Below are 17,698 nucleotides of genomic sequence, written 5' to 3'. Positions count from 1 at the left end.
CTGTCAACCAACAAGTGACAAATGACAAAGGATAAAGAGTTGTGAATATAGCACAAGGGGTACAGATTGTTTCGTTTGGCATCTTAGCAGCGATGATGATTGGGGCAGCCTTGGGAGTGGTGCTGCTGTCCAATATCGTCTACTCTGCTTTTTTATTGGCAGGGGTATTTATCAGTATTGCGGGAATGTACTTGTTGCTGAATGCTGATTTTGTTGCCACGGCTCAGGTGCTGATTTACGTCGGAGCGGTGAACGTACTGATCCTATTCGCGATTATGTTGGTGAATAAGCGCGAGGATTTTGCCCCACTGCGGAATGCTTGGGTACGCCCGACATTAACTGCGATCGTCAGTTTGGGATTATTCGCGCTGTTAAGTACGATGGTGCTGGCAACGCCTTGGGTATATTCTACTGGCGTGACCCCTGGTAATAATTCCATCGTCTCGATTGGACAACATTTCTTTAGCGACTTCTTGCTACCGTTTGAACTAGCTTCAGTTTTGTTATTAATGGCAATGGTAGGGGCGATTATTTTGGCACGACGGGAATTTTTGCCAGAACAAACAATTTCGCCACGTAAAGAGCAACCCGTATTGACATTGCCAGAACGTCCGCGCGAACTTATTACTGTGTCGGGCGATCGCACCAGCAATTTAAGTAAAGACAAGCAAGCCAAAGGCAACTCTTAGATTTAGATACTCGCAAGCCAAGAAATAAATGCAACTCCAGTACTTTCTCATTCTCGCCGCCGCCCTATTTTGTATTGGGATCTACGGCTTGATTACCAGTCGCAACGCCATCCGCGTATTGATGTCAATTGAATTGCTACTCAATGCCGTAAATTTAAACTTGATGGCATTTTCTAACTTTCTAGATTCACAAGCAATCAAGGGTCAGGTTTTTACTGTATTTGTCATTACCGTTGCTGCGGCTGAAGCAGCTGTAGGATTAGCAATTGTGTTAGCGATTTATCGTAACCGAGACACAATCGATATGGAGCAATTCAATCTACTAAAGTGGTAGTTGAGTGCAGTTAAAGCAAGTCATTATCGCTCATAAAGCAGGAGATTCCCTCAGTCGCCGCTGGGCAGAAATTTGCGCCCAGCAGTTAGAAGACCGTGGCTGTAGAATACTGATGGGTCCAAGCGGCTCCAAAGATAATCCTTATCCAGTATTTCTCGCTTCAGCTATCCAGCCTATAGATTTGGCAATAGTCTTAGGGGGTGATGGCACGGTACTCACAGCTGCAAGGCACTTAGCTGCTGAGGGAATCCCTATTTTGGCTGTCAATGTAGGTGGAAATTTAGGTTTTTTAACCGAATCATTTGAGAGTTTTAAAGATTCAGAACAAGTCTGGGATCGGTTGCTGGAGGATAGATACGCGGTTCAGCGGCGGATGATGTTACAAGCGGGACTTTATGAAGGCGATCGCACCAACATCGAAAGAGTTAGCGATCGCTTTTTAGCATTAAATGAAATGTGTATTAAACCCGCATCTGCCGACCGCTCGATCACCTCTATTCTAGAAATGGAAATTGACGGGGAAGTGGTCGATCAATATCAGGGTGATGGGTTAATTATTGCGACTCCCACTGGTTCCACAGGCTATACCGTTTCCGCCAATGGACCGATTATTCACGATGGGATGAAAGCGATTACCGTGACTCCCATCTGTCCGATGAGCCTTTCCAGCCGACCGATTGTTTTACCACCTGGTTCCGTCGTCAGCGTGTGGGCTTTGGGCGATTACGAATTGAATACTAAATTATGGATGGATAGCGTTTTAGCAACTGCAATTTGGCCCGGACAGCGAGTTGATATTCAAATGGCAGATTGTGACGCTAAATTCATTATTCTGCGAGAAAACTATTCTTATTACCAAACTTTACGCGAGAAATTACAGTGGGCAGGAGCGAGAATTCAATACACTAATAATCATCGGAATTAAGAGGATAGGGTGATGACAGTAGAGCAAATACTTCTAGAAAAATGGCGATCGCTTCCTCCAGACAAACAACAAGAAGTTTTTGACTTTGTAGAGTTTCTATCTTGGCGAACTTCTACTTCTCAACATCCTATTTCACCAGAACCTAAGCTTGATCTAGGAGAGAAGCTAAAACAAATTCGTACAAAGATTATCAATAGTGGTGCGCCTTTGCTAACAGATGAAGACATCGATCGAGAAGTTGCCGAACGGCGAGGAGGATACCAAGAATTAGAATGATTCGCACCTTTATTGACGCAGGAGTACTTATTGCTGCGGCTCGTGGTACAGAAATTGGTACAGTTAGGGCGTTACAAGTCCTGATAGATCCAAACAGAGAGTTTGTCTCTAGCTTGTTTCTCAAATTAGAAGTTTTGCCGAAAGCAATTTACAACCAACGTATAGAAGAGGTGGAGTTTTACAATGTTTATTTTGATGCGGTAGCTCACTGGGCTACTGATGTAGAACAGATTATTGAAGTAGCTTACCAGGAATCTACTCAGTCAGAATTAGGAGCTACGGATGCGCTACACGTTGCCGCAGCAGTATCAGCGGGTGCAGTAGAATTTATAACTTATGAAAAGCCTGAAAAGTCGATTTACCGGACTAAAAGCATTCAAGTTATTTGTGTTCGTCCGACTTGACTTAAAAATTAAACTTAAGGTAGACAGTTGCCTGCTCTAAAACTTCGCCCTGAGAACGAGTTTCGATTTCAGTAGGATCGGCAGTTTCAAAGAATAATTCTAATGCTTCAACTAAGTTATTTCTTGCCTCCTCAACTGTACTACCTTGAATAGCAATATATAACTCTGGACACAAAGAAACGTATCTATTTCCTTCCCGTTCGATAATTCCTGTAAATTGTCGCATTTGTTTCATAAATATAGAAAAATCGATAATAGAATCTGAGGGGGTTTCAATAATTGAGCCAATGAAAGTTTTGAGAGATTTGACGTAATCTTTAATTAACAACTTATAATCAGAAGATGAAAGCATCCAAACTTGATAGATTACTTGTGAGTTTGGTTGTAATGAAGTAATTTTTGCTAAACCAAAACTTAATAATTATAAAGAAATTGGGAAAGTAGAAAAACCTGATTTTTGCAAACATGTAGCTTGAGCGAGATAGGCTTCATCTATCTTTTTTGGATTAAAATAATCGCTAGTAAAAAGAAATGTTACCATATACAAATTGGCGGACAATTCATTAGAACAACACGGTATATCTTAACGAAAACGAACATGAGTGAAAATAAGCGCTGAGTTGAGCGGCTAAAAAAGTGTCTCGGGCTGCAAGGGCGATCGCTCTGCTGAGAGCGGGATAAATAAGCGGTATAAATAATTTAGAGGAACGACCGATTGTAATATTTCACGGTTGATTAGCGGCTGAATATGAGTTACTGCCTCAACCCTAGTTGCCAGAAGCCTTTGAACCCCAAAGGAACGCCCTTCTGCCACAGTTGCGGCAAAGAAATCCAGCCGCTGCTGCGCTATCGCTATCAGATCGTCCGCCAGTTAGGTAGCGGCGGGTTTGGCAGAACTTTTTTGGCAGAAGATACAGACAAACTCAACGAACCCTGTGTTGTCAAGCAATTGGTATCGCAATTTCCAGGAACCAGAGCTTGGCAAAAGGCAAATGAGCTGTTTCAGGAAGAGGCACAGCGCTTGCAACAGTTAGGGGAACATCCGCAGATTCCTGCCTTGTACGCCTATTTTGAACAGGATAACTACCTGTATTTGGTACAGCAATTGATTGTAGGGCAAACTTTACAGCAGGAAGTCGAGCAACACGGAATATTTAGCGAGGAACAAATTTGGCAACTATTGAGTGACTTATTGCCAGTTCTCCAGTTTATCCACGCCCATCATGTGATTCATCGGGATCTCAAGCCAGAAAACATTATTCGTCGTCAGAGTGACGGTAAACCAGTTCTGATTGATTTTGGCATTTCCAAGCAATTATCGGCAACGGCGATCGCTAGTCCAGGAACAAGCATCGGCTCCTTTGGTTACGCCTCGCTGGAACAAATGAATATTGGGGATGCCTACCCAGCCAGCGATCTCTACAGTTTAGGTGTCACTTGCTTTTATCTGCTAACGCAAATCCATCCATCTCAACTGTGGACGGAAAAAGGCTATAGCTGGGTGACAGACTGGCGACAATATCTCAAAACGCCAATTAGTCACAAACTAGAGCGAGTTCTAGATAAGCTGCTGCAAAAGGACTTTCTTCAGCGCTATCAACACGCAGATGAAGTTCTGCGAGACTTCAGCGATCGCATCCAGTTATCTGTTGACCCAGCAACAATCGAAACCCAACTACCGTCAAGCGAGATTGGTAGCATTAGGGCAGATTCTACCCCTACAGAACAGCTATCGAGTACGGGAAAGCGACTGCAGCGCGATCGCACTCACCCGCCGCCCACGCTTGTTCCTCCCCAACGGTTGCAGAAGAGACTGCTAGCAGGGGGTATCATCCTGCTATTAGGATTGGTGGGATATGGTTATTGGTATCTCAACCGAATCTCTACGATCGCAGGGCATACTGGGGAAGTTAATACGATTGATTTCAGTCCAGACGGACAGAAGTTTGCTAGTGGTAGCGACGACAAAACGATTAAAATTTGGAATTTTAGCGATCGCCGAGAACTCAACACCCTTAAAGGTCATACCAACTGGGTTTACTCTGTCGCTATTAGCCCAGATAGTCAAACTCTAGTCAGTGGCAGTAAAGATAATACAGTCAAAGTTTGGAACTTGAATACGGGACGGGAACTTCGTAGCCTCAAGGGTCATGCTAGCTATGTTGATACCGTTGCCATTAGCCCCGACGGTCAAAAATTTGCTAGTGGGAGTTATGACAAAACAATTAAAATCTGGAACCTCAAGACAGGAGAGGAACTTCGGACTTTGAGGGGTCATGCTGCTGAAGTTTTGTCCGTTGCCATTAGCCCAGATGTTTTAAAGCTTGCCAGCAGTAGTACAGATAGAACAATTAAAATCTGGAATTTCCATACAGGACAGGAAATTTTCACCCTCAGAGGGCATACAGGCGATGTTAATTCTCTCGCCTTTAGTCCGACTGGTCAAGAACTGGCAAGCGTCAGTGACGATCGCTCGATCAAAATTTGGAATCCCAATACGGGACGAGAAATACGCACCTTGACGGGACATTCAGCTGATGTCAATTTTGTCGCCTTCAGCCCAGACGGTCAAAAAATTGCGACAGGTAGCGATGACAAGACAATTCGGGTATGGAACTTGATTACAGGAGAGACGCTAGCTACCCTAAGAGGACATTCAGCTCCGGTTTGGTCGGTTGCATTCAGCCGAGATGGACAAACTTTAGTTAGTGGTAGTGCAGACAAGACAATCGCTTTTTGGCATCTATCGCCGTAATAGGGACGCGGATTTGGTAATCTATTCTTGTCCTTAGAAAGATGCGCAATGGCTCGGCAACCCAAGATAATTGTTGTGGCGAATGGTAAAGGTGGCGTGGGTAAAACCACAACAAGTATGGCTTTGGCAGGAATTCTTGCCGAGCATTACAAAGTCTTAGCGGTCGATGCCGACGTTCAAGGCAGTTTTTCTTGGTGGGTCGATCGCGGCGAACAGAAAATGGATTTCGATTTAGTACAGGAAACCGATCCCTTACTATTGGGTAAATTGAAGCAAATAGAGGAATACGAACTCGTCGTCGTCGATACGCCACCAGCGCTCAACTCAGAATCGTTAGCAGCAGCGATCGCAGCGGCAGATTATTTATTGTTACCAACGCCGCCAGCACCGATGGATTTAGCTATCCTAGTTGAGACAGTCAGACGTGCAGTCGTACCATCAGGGGTAGCCCATCGCGTCCTTCTAACGCGAGTCGATCCTCGCAGTTGGACGGACGCGCAAGCAGCTCAAAACACCCTTAAAGAACTTGGTATTCCAGCTTGCAAGACTGTCATCCGCGCCTATAAAGCCCACGAACGAGCAGCTTTAGATGGCGTGCCAATCGTCCAGTGGCGAGGAAAGCACGCGAAAGAGGCACAATTAGATTACCGTAAAGTCGCCGACGAAATGGAGAGGGATTGGAGGAAGTTATGGTGAGAAAAAATCTATCCGATTTATTGAAAGAAGAGGCGCAAAAGTCTGCCGAACCGCAGGAGATTACGGTAGAAGCGAAACTGGTTGTGGAGGAACCCACGTCAGAAGAGACAAATTCTGAATCTGCAAATTCTGAATCTGCCACAAATCATCGTCGTACCAGTCCCACTAAAGCCGAACTGGAAACCACAGTGAAAGACATACAAGCAGCGCTCGAAGCAGCCCAAACAGAGAATGAAGATTTGCGATCGCAACTCCAAGACCAAAAAGCTTTAGTTGAAAAAGTTGAAAAGTTGCAAGCAGAACTCGACCAAGCCAAAGAAACGATTTTGAAACTGACAGAAACTAACTCTAAATCTAGCTCCAAGCCTGCCTCTAAACCCGCTGCCAAACCTGCTACTAAACCCGTTAGTTCTGCCTTAGCTAGACCAGTGCAAACTTACGCCTTACCTGACATGTCATCATCTGCGTTTTCAGATAAAGATATTGGTTGGTTTGATTGAAAAAGGAGACAGGAGACAGGAGACAGAATGTATGCTTGTTTCCTATAGAAATTCTAAATACCAGTTCTTTGAGACTACGCCACAGAAGATCCCCCAACCCCCCTTGATAAGGGGGGCTAACGGAGAGCGAATTTAGTACAATACATGTTTTGACTTTTAACTTTTAACTTTTGACTTGCTCATTGATATCCCGCTGCTTGCAGGCGAAATAGATGAGCATAACGTCCTCCTGCCTGCAATAATTCTTCGTGGGTTCCCTGTTCTACCACTTTTCCCCCAGATAAAACCATGATTTTGTCTGCCATTCTCACGGTAGAAAAGCGGTGGGAGATCAGAATTGCCATCTGATTTTGAGTTAGCGATCGCAAGCGTTCAAAAATTTGAAACTCTGCTTCCGCATCCATAGCGGCTGTTGGTTCGTCTAAAACTAAAATATCAGCTTTATTTCGCATAAAAGCGCGAGACAAAGCTATTTTCTGCCACTGTCCTCCCGATAATTCTTGTCCGCCGCGAAACCATTTACCTAATTGTGTTTGAAAGCTTTCTGGTAACTGTTCGATGACAGGTAGCGCCATTCCTTTGTCTGCTGCTACTTGCCACAAATCTCTATCTTCAATGCGGGTAACATCACCAACACCAATATTTTCACCTACAGTAAATTGGTAGCGGATAAAGTCTTGGAATATGACTCCAATTCGTCTTTGTAAAACTCCTAGATCCCACGCTTGCAAGTCTAAACCATCGAGTAAAATTTTCCCTTTATCTGGATTGTATAATCGAGTTAGTAATTTAATTAAAGTCGTTTTGCCAGAGCCGTTTTCACCAACTATTGCCAGTTTCTCTCCTGGTCGAATCCGAAACGAAACATTGTTCAAAGCAAGTTTATTACTACCAGGATAAATAAACGAGACATTTTCAAATCGAATGCCATCACCAGGGATTAACCCTTGGGTAGCTTTGCCTTTAGGTAGAGCAATAGGTTGTTCTAAAAATTCGTATAAATTAGATAAATAAAGATTGTCTTCATACATTCCGCCAATACTAGTTAAAGTACTAGAAAAACTCGTTTGTCCTTGGCGAAAAACCATTAAATACATTGTCATATCGCCAAGTGAAAGTCGTCCGGCGATCGCTTCCATAACTATCCAAGCATAGGCAAAATAAAACGTCGCCGTACTTAACAAACTTAATAAATATCCCCACACACCGCGCCGTAGAGTTAAATCTCGATCTTCCCCATATAACCGATTGAAGGTCGAACGATAACGTTCTAACAACATCGCCCCCAACTGATATAACTTCACTTCCTTCGCAAAGTCTTCGCGGGCGATCAGAGTTTCTAAATAAGTCTGTTCCCTGGTTTCCGGCGCACGCCAACGAAATAAGCGAAAAGCTTGCCCAGCAAACCGCGTCTCAGCAACAAATGCAGGTACGGCTGACAACAACAATACTATGACTGCCCAAAAAGAAAACTGTAGCAGCAAGCCGCCATAGGTTACAAGAGAAATCGCATTTTGGACAATACTAAACGTGCTACTGACTAAAGATAACGGACGACTAGAAGCTTCTCTTCTCGCCCGAGTCATCTTGTCGTAAAATTCTGAGTCTTCAAAATGAACGAGATCTAAAGTTAACGCCTTCTGCAAAATTAATAGATTGACTTTTTGTCCCAGCAAGACTCGCAATAGAGATTGAGATATAGTCAATCCTCTCTGACTTCCTGCTAGTAATGCGACTAAAACCGCCTCAATTCCCAAGTATCCTAGTGTAATTAGGCGATCGCGTTCTAACCCTGACTGATGAGCTAAAACTACACCATCTACGATCAATTTACCCACATAGGCGATCGCGGCTGGGAGTAAACCCGCTACTACGGTGACAATCGCCAAAACAAAAGTTAGGGCGCGACTTGTCTGCCAAACTAATCCTACTGCCTTTCCCGTATACTGAAACACCTGCGATCCTTGTTTCAATTGTGCTAGCAGTCTTCGCAGGATGTTTCGTGGCTTTGGCATTTTTGAAGGACGGGAGTTGGGAGTTGGGAGTCGGGAGTCGGGAAAGAGTCAAAGGTGAAAGGTAAAAGAGTTGTTCTCATTCGCCTTGACTCTAGCCCCTAGCGCCTCTAATGTTTGTGTTCGTAGTACTCTGAAATATGTTCGTAGACGTGTTCTGGAAATTGTAGATCCTTATACACATTACCTGCATCAGGATCGTCAGCATTGGGGCAAATCGGAAAATCTTGGTGCTGTTGCCATTCTAATATCCGTTCCCGTTTGGGTGGATTGTAGTCTTTGGCTTGCACCTGGTGGTAAAGGCTGCGTGCTTCTGTTTCACTACAGTCTTTATCTTTAGTCAGGTAGTTAATTAATTCTTCTTCGCTTAAAAAATGACGCGCCACCATTGCAAACACCAACCTACCGTAGTGTCCGATATCCTCACCTGCGTCTAGGGCATCTAGAAGATGCGCCATCATCCCATTCTTTCGCAATTCTGCCACTGCCATAACTCATCGTTCTCCCGATAACTACTTCTTATATGGTACACATGAACTATATGTGTTGTTGGTTGCTGGTAAGTAGAGAGTGGCTGGTGGCTGGTGACTAGTGGAACCAGACTCTTTTCTAGTCACCAGCCACTAGTCACTAGTAACTGCTCCCTGCTTTAATGGGTGGTCGCCAGCAGAGGTAGGCAAGGGGACCGAGTAATGGCATGAGGGTAACCAGCCAAAATAACTGAGAATTGCTGTAATATCCGCGCCGCGCCATGTCATCACCGAGGACTGTGGGGAATAACAGGCAAAATAGGCAAAATGCTAAACTCATGCCATTGATAAAGCGATCGCTTAGAAATTGCTGAAGATAATTTCCCCAGTCACCAAAAATAATTCCAAACCCCAATAAACTCAAAGTAAATAAAGTCAGAGATAACCCTGTAATGCGGGAATCTAACACCTGCAAAAAAGTATCTTTCTGCCCTCTAAACTCTTGATTTGCTTCCCTTAGAGCCAAATAAGGAATTAAACCAATTACCCCCGTGCCTATAGAGGCGATCGCAAAAGGATAAAACGGTAATTTCTGCATCCTACCATCGAAGAATAGCACGCAACTGTAGAGAGCAATGCAAACGCCAATTAAGGAAAACAAAGATAGAATAACTGGGTTTACACTTGTCCACTGAAACGTCAATATTTTCATCAACAAATCCAAATTTTCTTGCCAGTGAATTGGTGGGGCAAGAAACAATACATAGGCGAGAAAACTCGCCCAAATCGCCCATAAAGCAATTTTTCTATTCATGTTACTACCTGCTGACTCGCTACTGCCGAACTATCTTCTGGTAGAGGTGGACGCACGCATAAATAAACTAAAGAGCCAAATAAAGGAATTAACGCCGTCAGCCAAAAAATCACCGAATTATTCATACCTCTGCGTGCCATATCATCCCCCAGTAAAGCAGGGAATAAAACACACAATAAGCAAAAATCCAAACTCATGACATGAATAAAACGGCTAGTCTGCCACTGCTGGATAAAATCTGCCCAATCTCCTTGAGCCAAACCATATACAACCAATGCGATCGCAACTATACTTAAAACAACACCAGTTAGCCGCGCATCTAATAATTTGAGAAACAGATTTTTCTGACCAGGAAATGTTGGATTTGATTGACGCAATGCCAAATAAGGCAATAAAGCAAATGCGCCTACACCCATTGATAGAGTTGCAAATATCCAGGCAGGAATCTTTTGTCCTCTACCGTCAGTAAACAGCAAGCAACTGTAAATTAGCGGAAAAACTCCCATCAGATTAAATAGGGAGACAACTAAAGGATTAATCCCCGCCCACTTGCCTGTAGAAAGATTTGTAATTAATTCCAGTGTATCTGGTCGATCGGGGGGCGCAAACCCAAAAGCGTAAGTAATAAATCCTAGCCACAGCAACCAAAATCCAATCTTTCTGCTCATCATGAGGTAGGGTAAACTGACATCTAATCATAGGTTCTGGCGAATAGAATTCGTGGAACCACACAAACAAAGTCCGCCTGCGCGGACTGAGAATTCTAATGTTTTTGAACCTGCGGAGGCAGGTTTTTTCTGTGTGGGTGCGACTTACAGTCGCTTAGTGTTCTACTTAAATTTTTGCGATCGCCGTCTCTTAAATCTTAAAATCGCTCTCTTTGACTCGCTTACACCCAAAGGAAGAGTTATTGGTCATCGATCGGCGATCGGCTATCAGTTATTAGTTTATTCCAACTTACGACTTACGACTTACAAATTTCCCTCAATATCTTTTCTGCTTGCCCAATAAAGCGACGATTGCGTTTGTAGTGAAAATGTGTAGAGCCTTTGACTCTAGTAATTATCGTCTCTAAATAATTTCGTGCTTCTTGAAGATTATCTCGTTGAATTAAAATTCTACCTAATAAAATATATGCTTCTGGATGGTTCCAAATTTTGACATGCTGTCTGAGTTCTAATTGTGCAGTTTCAGTATCTTGTAAAGCCAAAAGAGTTTTACAATATGCTAAAGAAGCATCGCCATATTTATAATCTGCTGCTAGCTGAAGAAGTTTTTGCAGATAATTCTTAGCTAGCTCGAATTTTTGATGATACATTGCTACACCAGCCTACAGTTAGGATGCTCAATTTAACTCATAAAACTGAACTTTGTGATGTAGAGAGGATATAGAATGTGTATTGGCGATCTCGCATGAGAAGCAGATTAGAATTATTTATATTTTTCTTCGTAGGGTGGGCAATGCCCACCTGCCCTCACTCAATTATCTAGAGAGCGTTTAGAACGCATTCTAACGATCGCATATTAGAATTATTTATGGATATAATTGATAAATCACTCGTGAGTTGTTAACTCACTGCGGCATAACATAAAGTGCCAAATTAAGAAGGTTGCTTAAACAAATGCAACATCACTCTGGAGTTATGAGTTAACAGCAAAGGCTTAACAGAATTAAGGTTTGACAGATTTAGCTAGGTCGCTTCAATTTATAAATCTAAAAGCAATTTCATAATTTGAAAAGCGCTTTACTAGCCTTAATAAATCGCTAAATAATTTAATAATGCTTCTATGTGCGAATGCACAAGGACTGAGCGAATTTTTGTTCGCAATAAGTTAGTTTTGTTGCATCTAGCGATTGAATTGCGCTATTAAAACTACACCTCAATACGGTATCTAGTGAATTTAATTACAGTAGTTTCTCTTCGGCTTCATGCCGAGGGAGATTTCGTTTGTCTGTACTATTTTGCTAATTCACATTAATAACAACGGATTAGCTAATTGGAGGATTTAGTAAAGTAAATGGCAACTAAATTTCCCAAATTTAGCCAAGATCTCGCACAAGACCCGACCACTCGTCGGATATGGTATGGGATTGCTACCGCCCACGACTTTGAAAGTCATGATGGAATGACCGAGGAAAATCTTTATCAAAAGATTTTTGCTACACACTTCGGTCACATTGCCATCATCTTTCTTTGGGCATCCAGCCTTCTCTTCCACGTAGCTTGGCAAGGAAATTTTGAGCAGTGGACAAAAGATCCACTGCACGTCCGTCCCATTGCTCACGCAATTTGGGACCCTCAATTCGGTAAAGCCGCAGTTGATGCTTTTACCCAAGGTGGGGCAAGCTATCCCGTCGATATTTCCTACTCCGGTGTTTATCACTGGTGGTACACGATCGGGATGCGGACAAACCACGACCTCTATATGGGTTCGGTGTTTTTACTCTTGCTAGCTTCGGTATTCTTACTAGCTGGCTGGTTGCACTTACAGCCCAAATTCCGCCCAGGACTTGCCTGGTTTAAGAGTGCGGAGTCTCGCCTCAACCATCACCTAGCGGGATTGTTTGGCGTTAGCTCCTTAGCTTGGACTGGACACCTGGTTCACGTTGCTATTCCCGAGGCTCGCGGGCAGCACGTCGGTTGGAATAACTTTCTGACTACACCACCCCATCCAGAAGGTCTAACGCCCTTCTTTACGGGGAAATGGGCGGCTTATGCTGCTAACCCTGACACTGCCAATCATGTATTTGGAACCTCTCAGGGTGCGGGGACGGCTATCTTGACCTTTTTAGGTGGCTTCCACCCTCAAACTCAGTCTTTATGGCTGACGGATATCGCTCACCATCATTTGGCGATCGCGGTATTGTTCATCGTTGCCGGACACATGTACCGTACCAACTTCGGTATCGGTCACAGCATCAAAGAGATGATGAATGCCAAGAACTTCTTTGGCGTTCCGGTAGAAGGTCCGTTCAACATGCCTCACCAAGGCATTTACGACACCTACAATAACTCTCTCCACTTCCAGCTCGGCTGGCACTTGGCTTGCTTAGGGGTCATCACCTCGCTGGTGGCACAACACATGTATTCCCTGCCTCCCTACGCATTCATGGCGCAGGACTACACGACTCAGGCAGCGTTATACACGCATCACCAGTACATTGCTGGATTCATCATGCTGGGGGCTTTTGCCCACGGAGCGATCTTCTGGGTACGGGACTACGATCCAGAGCAAAATAAGGGCAACGTATTAGAACGTGTCCTGAAGCACAAAGAGGCGATTATCTCTCACCTGTCTTGGGTATCGCTCTTCTTGGGTTTCCATACTCTAGGGCTTTACGTTCATAACGATGTCGTCGTTGCCTTCGGTACTCCCGAAAAGCAAATTCTAATCGAACCCGTGTTCGCCCAGTTCATTCAGGCTTCCCACGGTAAGGTTTTGTACGGCTTCGATACTCTGTTGTCTAACCCAGATAGTATCGCTACAACAGCTTGGCCCAATCACGGTAACGTCTGGTTGCCTGGTTGGTTAGGTGCGATCAATGCTGGTACGAACTCTTTGTTCTTGACGATTGGTCCTGGTGACTTCTTGGTACACCACGCATTTGCCCTCGCTTTACACACAACCACGTTGGTATTAGTCAAAGGCGCTTTAGATGCCCGCGGTTCCAAGCTGATGCCAGACAAGAAAGACTTTGGCTATGCCTTCCCTTGTGATGGTCCCGGTCGGGGTGGCACTTGCGATATCTCTGCTTGGGACTCCTTCTACCTGGCTGCATTCTGGATGCTGAACACGATTGGGTGGGTGACGTTCTACTGGCACTGGAAGCACTTAGGAATTTGGCAAGGTAACGTGGCTCAGTTCAACGAGTCTTCGACATACCTCATGGGTTGGTTGCGCGATTACCTGTGGCTGTATTCAGCTCAGTTGATTAACGGCTATAACCCCTATGGCATGAATAACCTGTCTGTCTGGTCTTGGATGTTCCTGTTGGGACACTTAGTCTGGGCAACTGGTTTCATGTTCCTGATTTCTTGGCGCGGTTACTGGCAAGAATTGATCGAAACTTTGGTCTGGGCGCACGAACGGACACCTCTTGCGAACCTGATTCGCTGGAAAGACAAGCCCGTGGCTCTATCCATCGTTCAAGCTCGCGTTGTGGGGTTAGCTCACTTTGCAGTTGGCTACGTCCTCACTTATGCTGCTTTCGTGATTGCTTCGACTGCTGGTAAGTTTGGTTAATCGAGCGTAGGGTGGGTATTTCCCACCCTACATAAAAATATCTGTTGTTCGCGAGCGATCGCATCCCGGCTGGCGTTGTAAAGAAAACGAAAATAACTAGATGAGTTGAGATTTTTTCTTCATAAATGAAGCTACAAAAAAAGTTTATGAGATGATTCGCATTTCTAAAATTCTTTTGCAGTCAGGATTTGAACCTTGAAAAATAATATGTAAAGTTATAAAATACAAAACGTTTTTTATCTTGTAGTCAGGACAATTTAATTTTTATCAAATCAGATTAGATTGAATTTTGAGTCTGTTAGGATACTTGCCAAAGACAATGACGATCGCCTCTACAAAAGAGCGATCGCGCCTCTAGAAATAACCATTAATGATGCTATGCAGTTCATAAAAAGTGAAAACACAGACACTGGAATTAACATGAGGCGGTTATTATTTGCACTAGCGATCGCCTTTGTAATTTGGGGCAGTACAATTCCTACGGCTTCAGCGGCTAACAGCACTCTCGTACCTTGTAGCAAATCGCCAGCTTTTCAGGCGCGGATGAAAAATGCTCCTGATACTTATTACTTCAATAAGCCATTTAAGGCTTACGCAAAATACGAACTTTGCGGTTCAGATGGTTTACCTCATTTGCCACTCGATCGCTTAGATAGAGCTACTGATGTTTTAGCTCCCATTGGTCTATTTTTGTACGTGGCTGGTTTTATCGGCTGGAGCGGTCGCTCTTATCTCCGTGCTACTAAATCAGCCAGCGACCCTGAAATGAAAGAAATTTTTATCGATTTACCGCTGGCATTACAGTCCATAACGAAAGCTGTTCTTTGGCCTCTTTTAGCGCTGCAAGAATTCTTGAGTGGTGACTTAACTGCTAGAGATGAGGAAATTCCAATCTCACCACGGTAGCCGAATTAATTGAGTTGAAATAATTCAAAATTTTGTTCTGCACTCTTCAAAGTCTCAATTAGGAAAATAGCCATGCAACATGTGTTTAAATATCTCACTCTTGCCCCCGTGATGGCAACTTTTACAATGGTTGCTCTTTCGGTAGTGCTAATTATGTTGCAAATTTGGTTTCCAGGTTTGCAGTATGGCACCTATTTTAAGCCTACTCCTTAATCGTTATTTGTCATTGGTCATTTGTCATTAGTAGGGTGGAAATTTGCTGCCCTACTATAAAAGCAAAATAATAGTATTTGAAGATTTGACCTCTATACTATTAGAGGTTGAGTTTTTGTTAGGAATAAAATTGTCTGCAACTACAATAAAAATGCCTCTAGGTTAGTAGAGGCAGGATTTAATTTATCACTGAGGAATGATAAATTAAAACCCAGGCAACAAATTTTTCCCTTTCATTTTAGAGTATCAATAAAGAATAGAAAGATATCAGGTTTTGTTACAATTTTAAACACTAATTGAGTTGAAAAATACAGATGTTCTTCTATTGAATATTTAGCTTGAATTAGCAATATTTTAAATTAGTTTTGCTAACTAATATAAGTGAAATATATAGTGCGATCTTCGAGAGCGATCGCTTAAATTATAATATCTTGATAAAGCAAAAGATTGAGTTGATAAAAGCTAATTATTATGGATACTACTATTACTAACTCAATCAATTGTAGGCGCTTTTCTGGTAGGGTGGGCAACAATACTTCGTAGGTTTTGATTCGATCCCCCCTAACCCCCCTTTTTAAGGGGGGAACTCTTGCCCCCTTTTTAAGGGGGTTGGGGGATCTTCAAGGGCTATGTATCCTCACCGAGAAGTATTGGGGTGGGCATTGTCCACCCTACATCTGAATTTCACGAATCAAACAGGGTTGGTAGTTGCCCCTTGAGTGTCGAGCGCCAGCGATCGCACTTCAGCATCGATTCCTTGTTGTTGCCAAGCTGACTGCATTGCAGTTGCTACAGCCGTCGCCTGTGCGGTTTCCGTCAATGCTAGTAAAGTTGGTCCCGCGCCGCTAATAACCATCCCGTAGGCTCCAGCAGCTAAAGCGGCATTTTGTAAGGCTTCATAACCTGCAATCAATCCTTGACGGTATGGTTGATGCAGTCGATCTTGCAAAGCTGCACCGATCCATTCTCCATTACCTGTTGCTAAACCCCGCAGTAGTAGTCCTAAATGTGCTGTATTAAAAATTGCATCGGCGCGACTCACCTGAGTCGGTAAAACCCGCCGCGCTTCAGATGTCGATAGCTCAAAATTAGGAATTGCAACGACTGGTACGACATTTTCTTGCCACGGGATATCGCAAATTTGCCAATTTGACGTGATGTCGCTAGCCGCTAGCCGACAGCCACCTAGCAAGGCTGGTACGACATTATCAGGATGTCCTTCCATTGCGATCGCTAAATTCATCACCTCAGCTTGACTTAAAGGCGTACCTGCTAATTGATTTGCACCTACCAAACCACCAACGATTGCAGTAGCCGAACTCCCCAAACCCCGCGCCAAAGGTACGCCTAATTCAATTTCAATTGCTACTGCTGGCGGCGATTGCTTAATGTGTTGATACAGTCTCAAAAAAGCCTGGTACAGTAAATTATTCTCATCTGTCTTAACTTTGGCGGCTTCTGTACCTGTAACTGTGATGCTCAGTTTGCCTACTTCCGAGCGGGAAAACTCGAACCGATTGTATACAGTTAATGCTGCACCAATACAATCAAATCCTGGTCCTAGATTTGCCGTGGTAGCAGGAACGGTGACGGTAATATGAGATTCGGACATTGAAATAATTTACTCTTGATGCCCTTAAAGGAGGGTGTGTACTAGAAATAGTTAACAGTTATAGCTATTCTCAATTGGATCGGGTACATAGATCTGTAGGGGCGCACATCTATGCGCCCCTACGAATGTATTTCACCTGTATAGGAAACGCTATAAACGCAGATTTGCTGTTCAAAATTGGTGACTTTACTAAACTTATTCGTGTATTCATCAAAGCGCTACGTCTCTATGACGAAATGGGGCTTTTAAAACCAATCCAAGTAGACCAGTTTATCAGCTATCGCTACTACTGTGCTAGCCAATTACCTAGATTAAATCGGATTTTGGCTCTGAAAGATTTAGGGTTTTCCTGACTAAAAAGTAATTTTCAGTAGCAAAAATTGCTGTTAGCTAATTCGAGTTCCGTTTTCTACAGGTAAGTTTAGCTCTAATAAAACCACTCCTTTGTCATTAGGTACTGCTCCTAATACCAATACTTCTGACTTAACGCCTGCTACTCTTTTCGCTGGGAAGTTAACGACAGCAATAATTTGCTTGCCGATGAGTTCGGCTTTAGAATAGTTATCAGTAATTTGTGCCGAACTCATTTTTTGTCCCAACTCGCCAAAGTCTATTGTCAATATATAAGCAGGGTTTCGCGCTTTCAAGTTATCTTCAACAGCAATAATTGTCCCAACTCGCATATCGACTTTGAGAAAATCATCAAAAGAAATTTCTGCGATCGCTGAATCATCAAACATAAACTCAATTCACAGAATAGATGTTCGTAGGGTGCGTTGTTAACGCATCCTGCCACATGCGATCGCATTTAAGATTTTCGTAGGGTGCGTTGTTAACGCATCCTGCC

Annotated in this window: 21 protein-coding genes; 13 read left to right on the top strand and 8 right to left on the bottom strand. The window is 43.5% G+C overall.

Annotation, left to right across the window (positions count from 1 at the left end; translation table 11 throughout):
* Positions 1-41: 41 nt before the first annotated feature.
* Genes QH73_RS08840 through QH73_RS08820 form a run of 5 tightly spaced genes read left to right on the top strand, consistent with a single transcriptional unit; the run spans position 42 to position 2,628 of the window.
* Complete coding sequence (locus tag QH73_RS08840) at positions 42-689, top strand: NADH-quinone oxidoreductase subunit J (protein WP_039716711.1); 648 nt, start codon at positions 42-44, stop codon at positions 687-689.
* Between the two features lie 28 nt (positions 690-717).
* A complete protein-coding gene (gene nuoK / locus QH73_RS08835) occupies positions 718-1,023 on the top strand; it encodes an NADH-quinone oxidoreductase subunit NuoK (RefSeq protein ID WP_015154291.1) in 306 nt (101 codons plus the stop codon).
* Positions 1,024-1,027: 4 nt separating this feature from the next.
* A complete protein-coding gene (locus QH73_RS08830) occupies positions 1,028-1,948 on the top strand; it encodes an NAD(+) kinase (RefSeq protein WP_039716712.1) in 921 nt (306 codons plus the stop codon).
* 12 nt (positions 1,949-1,960) lie between these two features.
* Entirely contained in the window at positions 1,961-2,224 is a 264-nt protein-coding gene (locus QH73_RS08825) for a DUF2281 domain-containing protein (protein ID WP_039716713.1), read from the top strand.
* On the top strand, positions 2,221-2,628 hold the full coding sequence (locus QH73_RS08820) for a PIN domain-containing protein (protein WP_039716714.1): 408 nt from the start codon (positions 2,221-2,223) through the stop codon (positions 2,626-2,628). The genes QH73_RS08825 and QH73_RS08820 overlap by 4 nt, the downstream gene beginning before the upstream one ends.
* 1 nt (position 2,629) lies before the next feature.
* On the opposite strand, the gene QH73_RS08815 is transcribed toward QH73_RS08820, so the two are convergent.
* Positions 2,630-2,980, bottom strand: a complete 351-nt coding sequence (locus QH73_RS08815) for a type II toxin-antitoxin system HicB family antitoxin (protein WP_236146953.1) — start codon at positions 2,978-2,980, stop codon at positions 2,630-2,632.
* Between the two features lie 396 nt (positions 2,981-3,376).
* On the opposite strand from QH73_RS08815, the gene QH73_RS08810 reads away from it, so the two are divergent.
* The 3 genes from QH73_RS08810 to QH73_RS08800 are packed head-to-tail and all read left to right on the top strand — an operon-like array spanning position 3,377 to position 6,579.
* Entirely contained in the window at positions 3,377-5,383 is a 2,007-nt protein-coding gene (locus QH73_RS08810) for a serine/threonine-protein kinase (RefSeq protein WP_039716715.1), read from the top strand.
* 48 nt (positions 5,384-5,431) lie between these two features.
* Positions 5,432-6,079 carry a ParA family protein gene (locus QH73_RS08805; RefSeq protein WP_039716716.1) on the top strand — a complete coding sequence of 216 codons (648 nt, stop codon included), beginning with the start codon at positions 5,432-5,434 and terminating at the stop codon, positions 6,077-6,079.
* Entirely contained in the window at positions 6,073-6,579 is a 507-nt protein-coding gene (locus QH73_RS08800) for a hypothetical protein (protein ID WP_052290182.1), read from the top strand. Before QH73_RS08805 ends, QH73_RS08800 begins: the two co-directional genes overlap by 7 nt.
* 179 nt (positions 6,580-6,758) lie before the next feature.
* Here the strand turns inward: QH73_RS08800 and QH73_RS08795 are convergent, their stop codons facing one another.
* From QH73_RS08795 to QH73_RS08780, 4 genes are all read right to left on the bottom strand, one after another.
* Complete coding sequence (locus tag QH73_RS08795) at positions 6,759-8,594, bottom strand: ABC transporter ATP-binding protein (protein WP_039716717.1); 1,836 nt, start codon at positions 8,592-8,594, stop codon at positions 6,759-6,761.
* A gap of 107 nt (positions 8,595-8,701) precedes the next feature.
* The gene (locus QH73_RS08790) at positions 8,702-9,082 is read right to left on the bottom strand and encodes a hypothetical protein (protein ID WP_039716718.1); all 381 of its coding nucleotides are present in this window, start codon (positions 9,080-9,082) and stop codon (positions 8,702-8,704) included.
* A gap of 139 nt (positions 9,083-9,221) precedes the next feature.
* The gene (locus QH73_RS08785) at positions 9,222-9,875 is read right to left on the bottom strand and encodes a hypothetical protein (protein WP_039716719.1); all 654 of its coding nucleotides are present in this window, start codon (positions 9,873-9,875) and stop codon (positions 9,222-9,224) included.
* Positions 9,872-10,543, bottom strand: coding sequence for a hypothetical protein (locus QH73_RS08780; protein ID WP_039717696.1), 672 nt, complete (start codon positions 10,541-10,543; stop codon positions 9,872-9,874). Before QH73_RS08780 ends, QH73_RS08785 begins: the two co-directional genes overlap by 4 nt.
* 52 nt (positions 10,544-10,595) lie before the next feature.
* Between QH73_RS08780 and QH73_RS08775 the strand changes: the two genes are divergently transcribed.
* Complete coding sequence (locus QH73_RS08775; protein ID WP_132866835.1) at positions 10,596-10,886, top strand: hypothetical protein; 291 nt, start codon at positions 10,596-10,598, stop codon at positions 10,884-10,886.
* Here QH73_RS08775 and QH73_RS08770 read toward each other — a convergent pair.
* A complete protein-coding gene (locus QH73_RS08770; RefSeq protein ID WP_052290183.1) occupies positions 10,840-11,193 on the bottom strand; it encodes a tetratricopeptide repeat protein in 354 nt (117 codons plus the stop codon). The genes QH73_RS08775 and QH73_RS08770 overlap by 47 nt on opposite strands.
* 701 nt (positions 11,194-11,894) lie before the next feature.
* Between QH73_RS08770 and psaB the strand changes: the two genes are divergently transcribed.
* From psaB to QH73_RS08755, 3 genes are all read left to right on the top strand, one after another.
* Entirely contained in the window at positions 11,895-14,120 is a 2,226-nt protein-coding gene (psaB, locus tag QH73_RS08765; RefSeq protein ID WP_039716720.1) for a photosystem I core protein PsaB, read from the top strand.
* A gap of 282 nt (positions 14,121-14,402) precedes the next feature.
* Positions 14,403-15,026: a Photosystem I reaction center subunit III gene (locus QH73_RS08760; protein ID WP_309476466.1), complete on the top strand. Its 624-nt coding sequence runs from the start codon at positions 14,403-14,405 to the stop codon at positions 15,024-15,026.
* Positions 15,027-15,098: 72 nt separating this feature from the next.
* Positions 15,099-15,239 carry a photosystem I reaction center subunit IX gene (locus QH73_RS08755; protein WP_015154278.1) on the top strand — a complete coding sequence of 47 codons (141 nt, stop codon included), beginning with the start codon at positions 15,099-15,101 and terminating at the stop codon, positions 15,237-15,239.
* A 691-nt stretch (positions 15,240-15,930) separates the two neighbouring features.
* Here QH73_RS08755 and thrB read toward each other — a convergent pair.
* Positions 15,931-16,851, bottom strand: a complete 921-nt coding sequence (gene thrB / locus QH73_RS08750; protein WP_039716722.1) for a homoserine kinase — start codon at positions 16,849-16,851, stop codon at positions 15,931-15,933.
* 125 nt (positions 16,852-16,976) lie between these two features.
* Here thrB and QH73_RS08745 point away from each other — a divergent pair, with 125 nt between their 5' ends.
* Positions 16,977-17,204 carry a MerR family transcriptional regulator gene (locus tag QH73_RS08745; RefSeq protein WP_039716723.1) on the top strand — a complete coding sequence of 76 codons (228 nt, stop codon included), beginning with the start codon at positions 16,977-16,979 and terminating at the stop codon, positions 17,202-17,204.
* 33 nt (positions 17,205-17,237) lie between these two features.
* Here the strand turns inward: QH73_RS08745 and QH73_RS08740 are convergent, their stop codons facing one another.
* A complete protein-coding gene (locus QH73_RS08740) occupies positions 17,238-17,591 on the bottom strand; it encodes a tRNA-binding protein (RefSeq protein ID WP_039716724.1) in 354 nt (117 codons plus the stop codon).
* Positions 17,592-17,698 lie beyond the last annotated feature (107 nt).

Source organism: Scytonema millei VB511283 (assembly GCF_000817735.3).
Classification (GTDB): Bacteria; Cyanobacteriota; Cyanobacteriia; order Cyanobacteriales; family Chroococcidiopsidaceae; genus Chroococcidiopsis; species Chroococcidiopsis millei_B.
The sequence above is the reverse complement of the archived record's forward strand: the minus strand, read 5'-3'. Positions and strand labels throughout refer to the sequence as shown.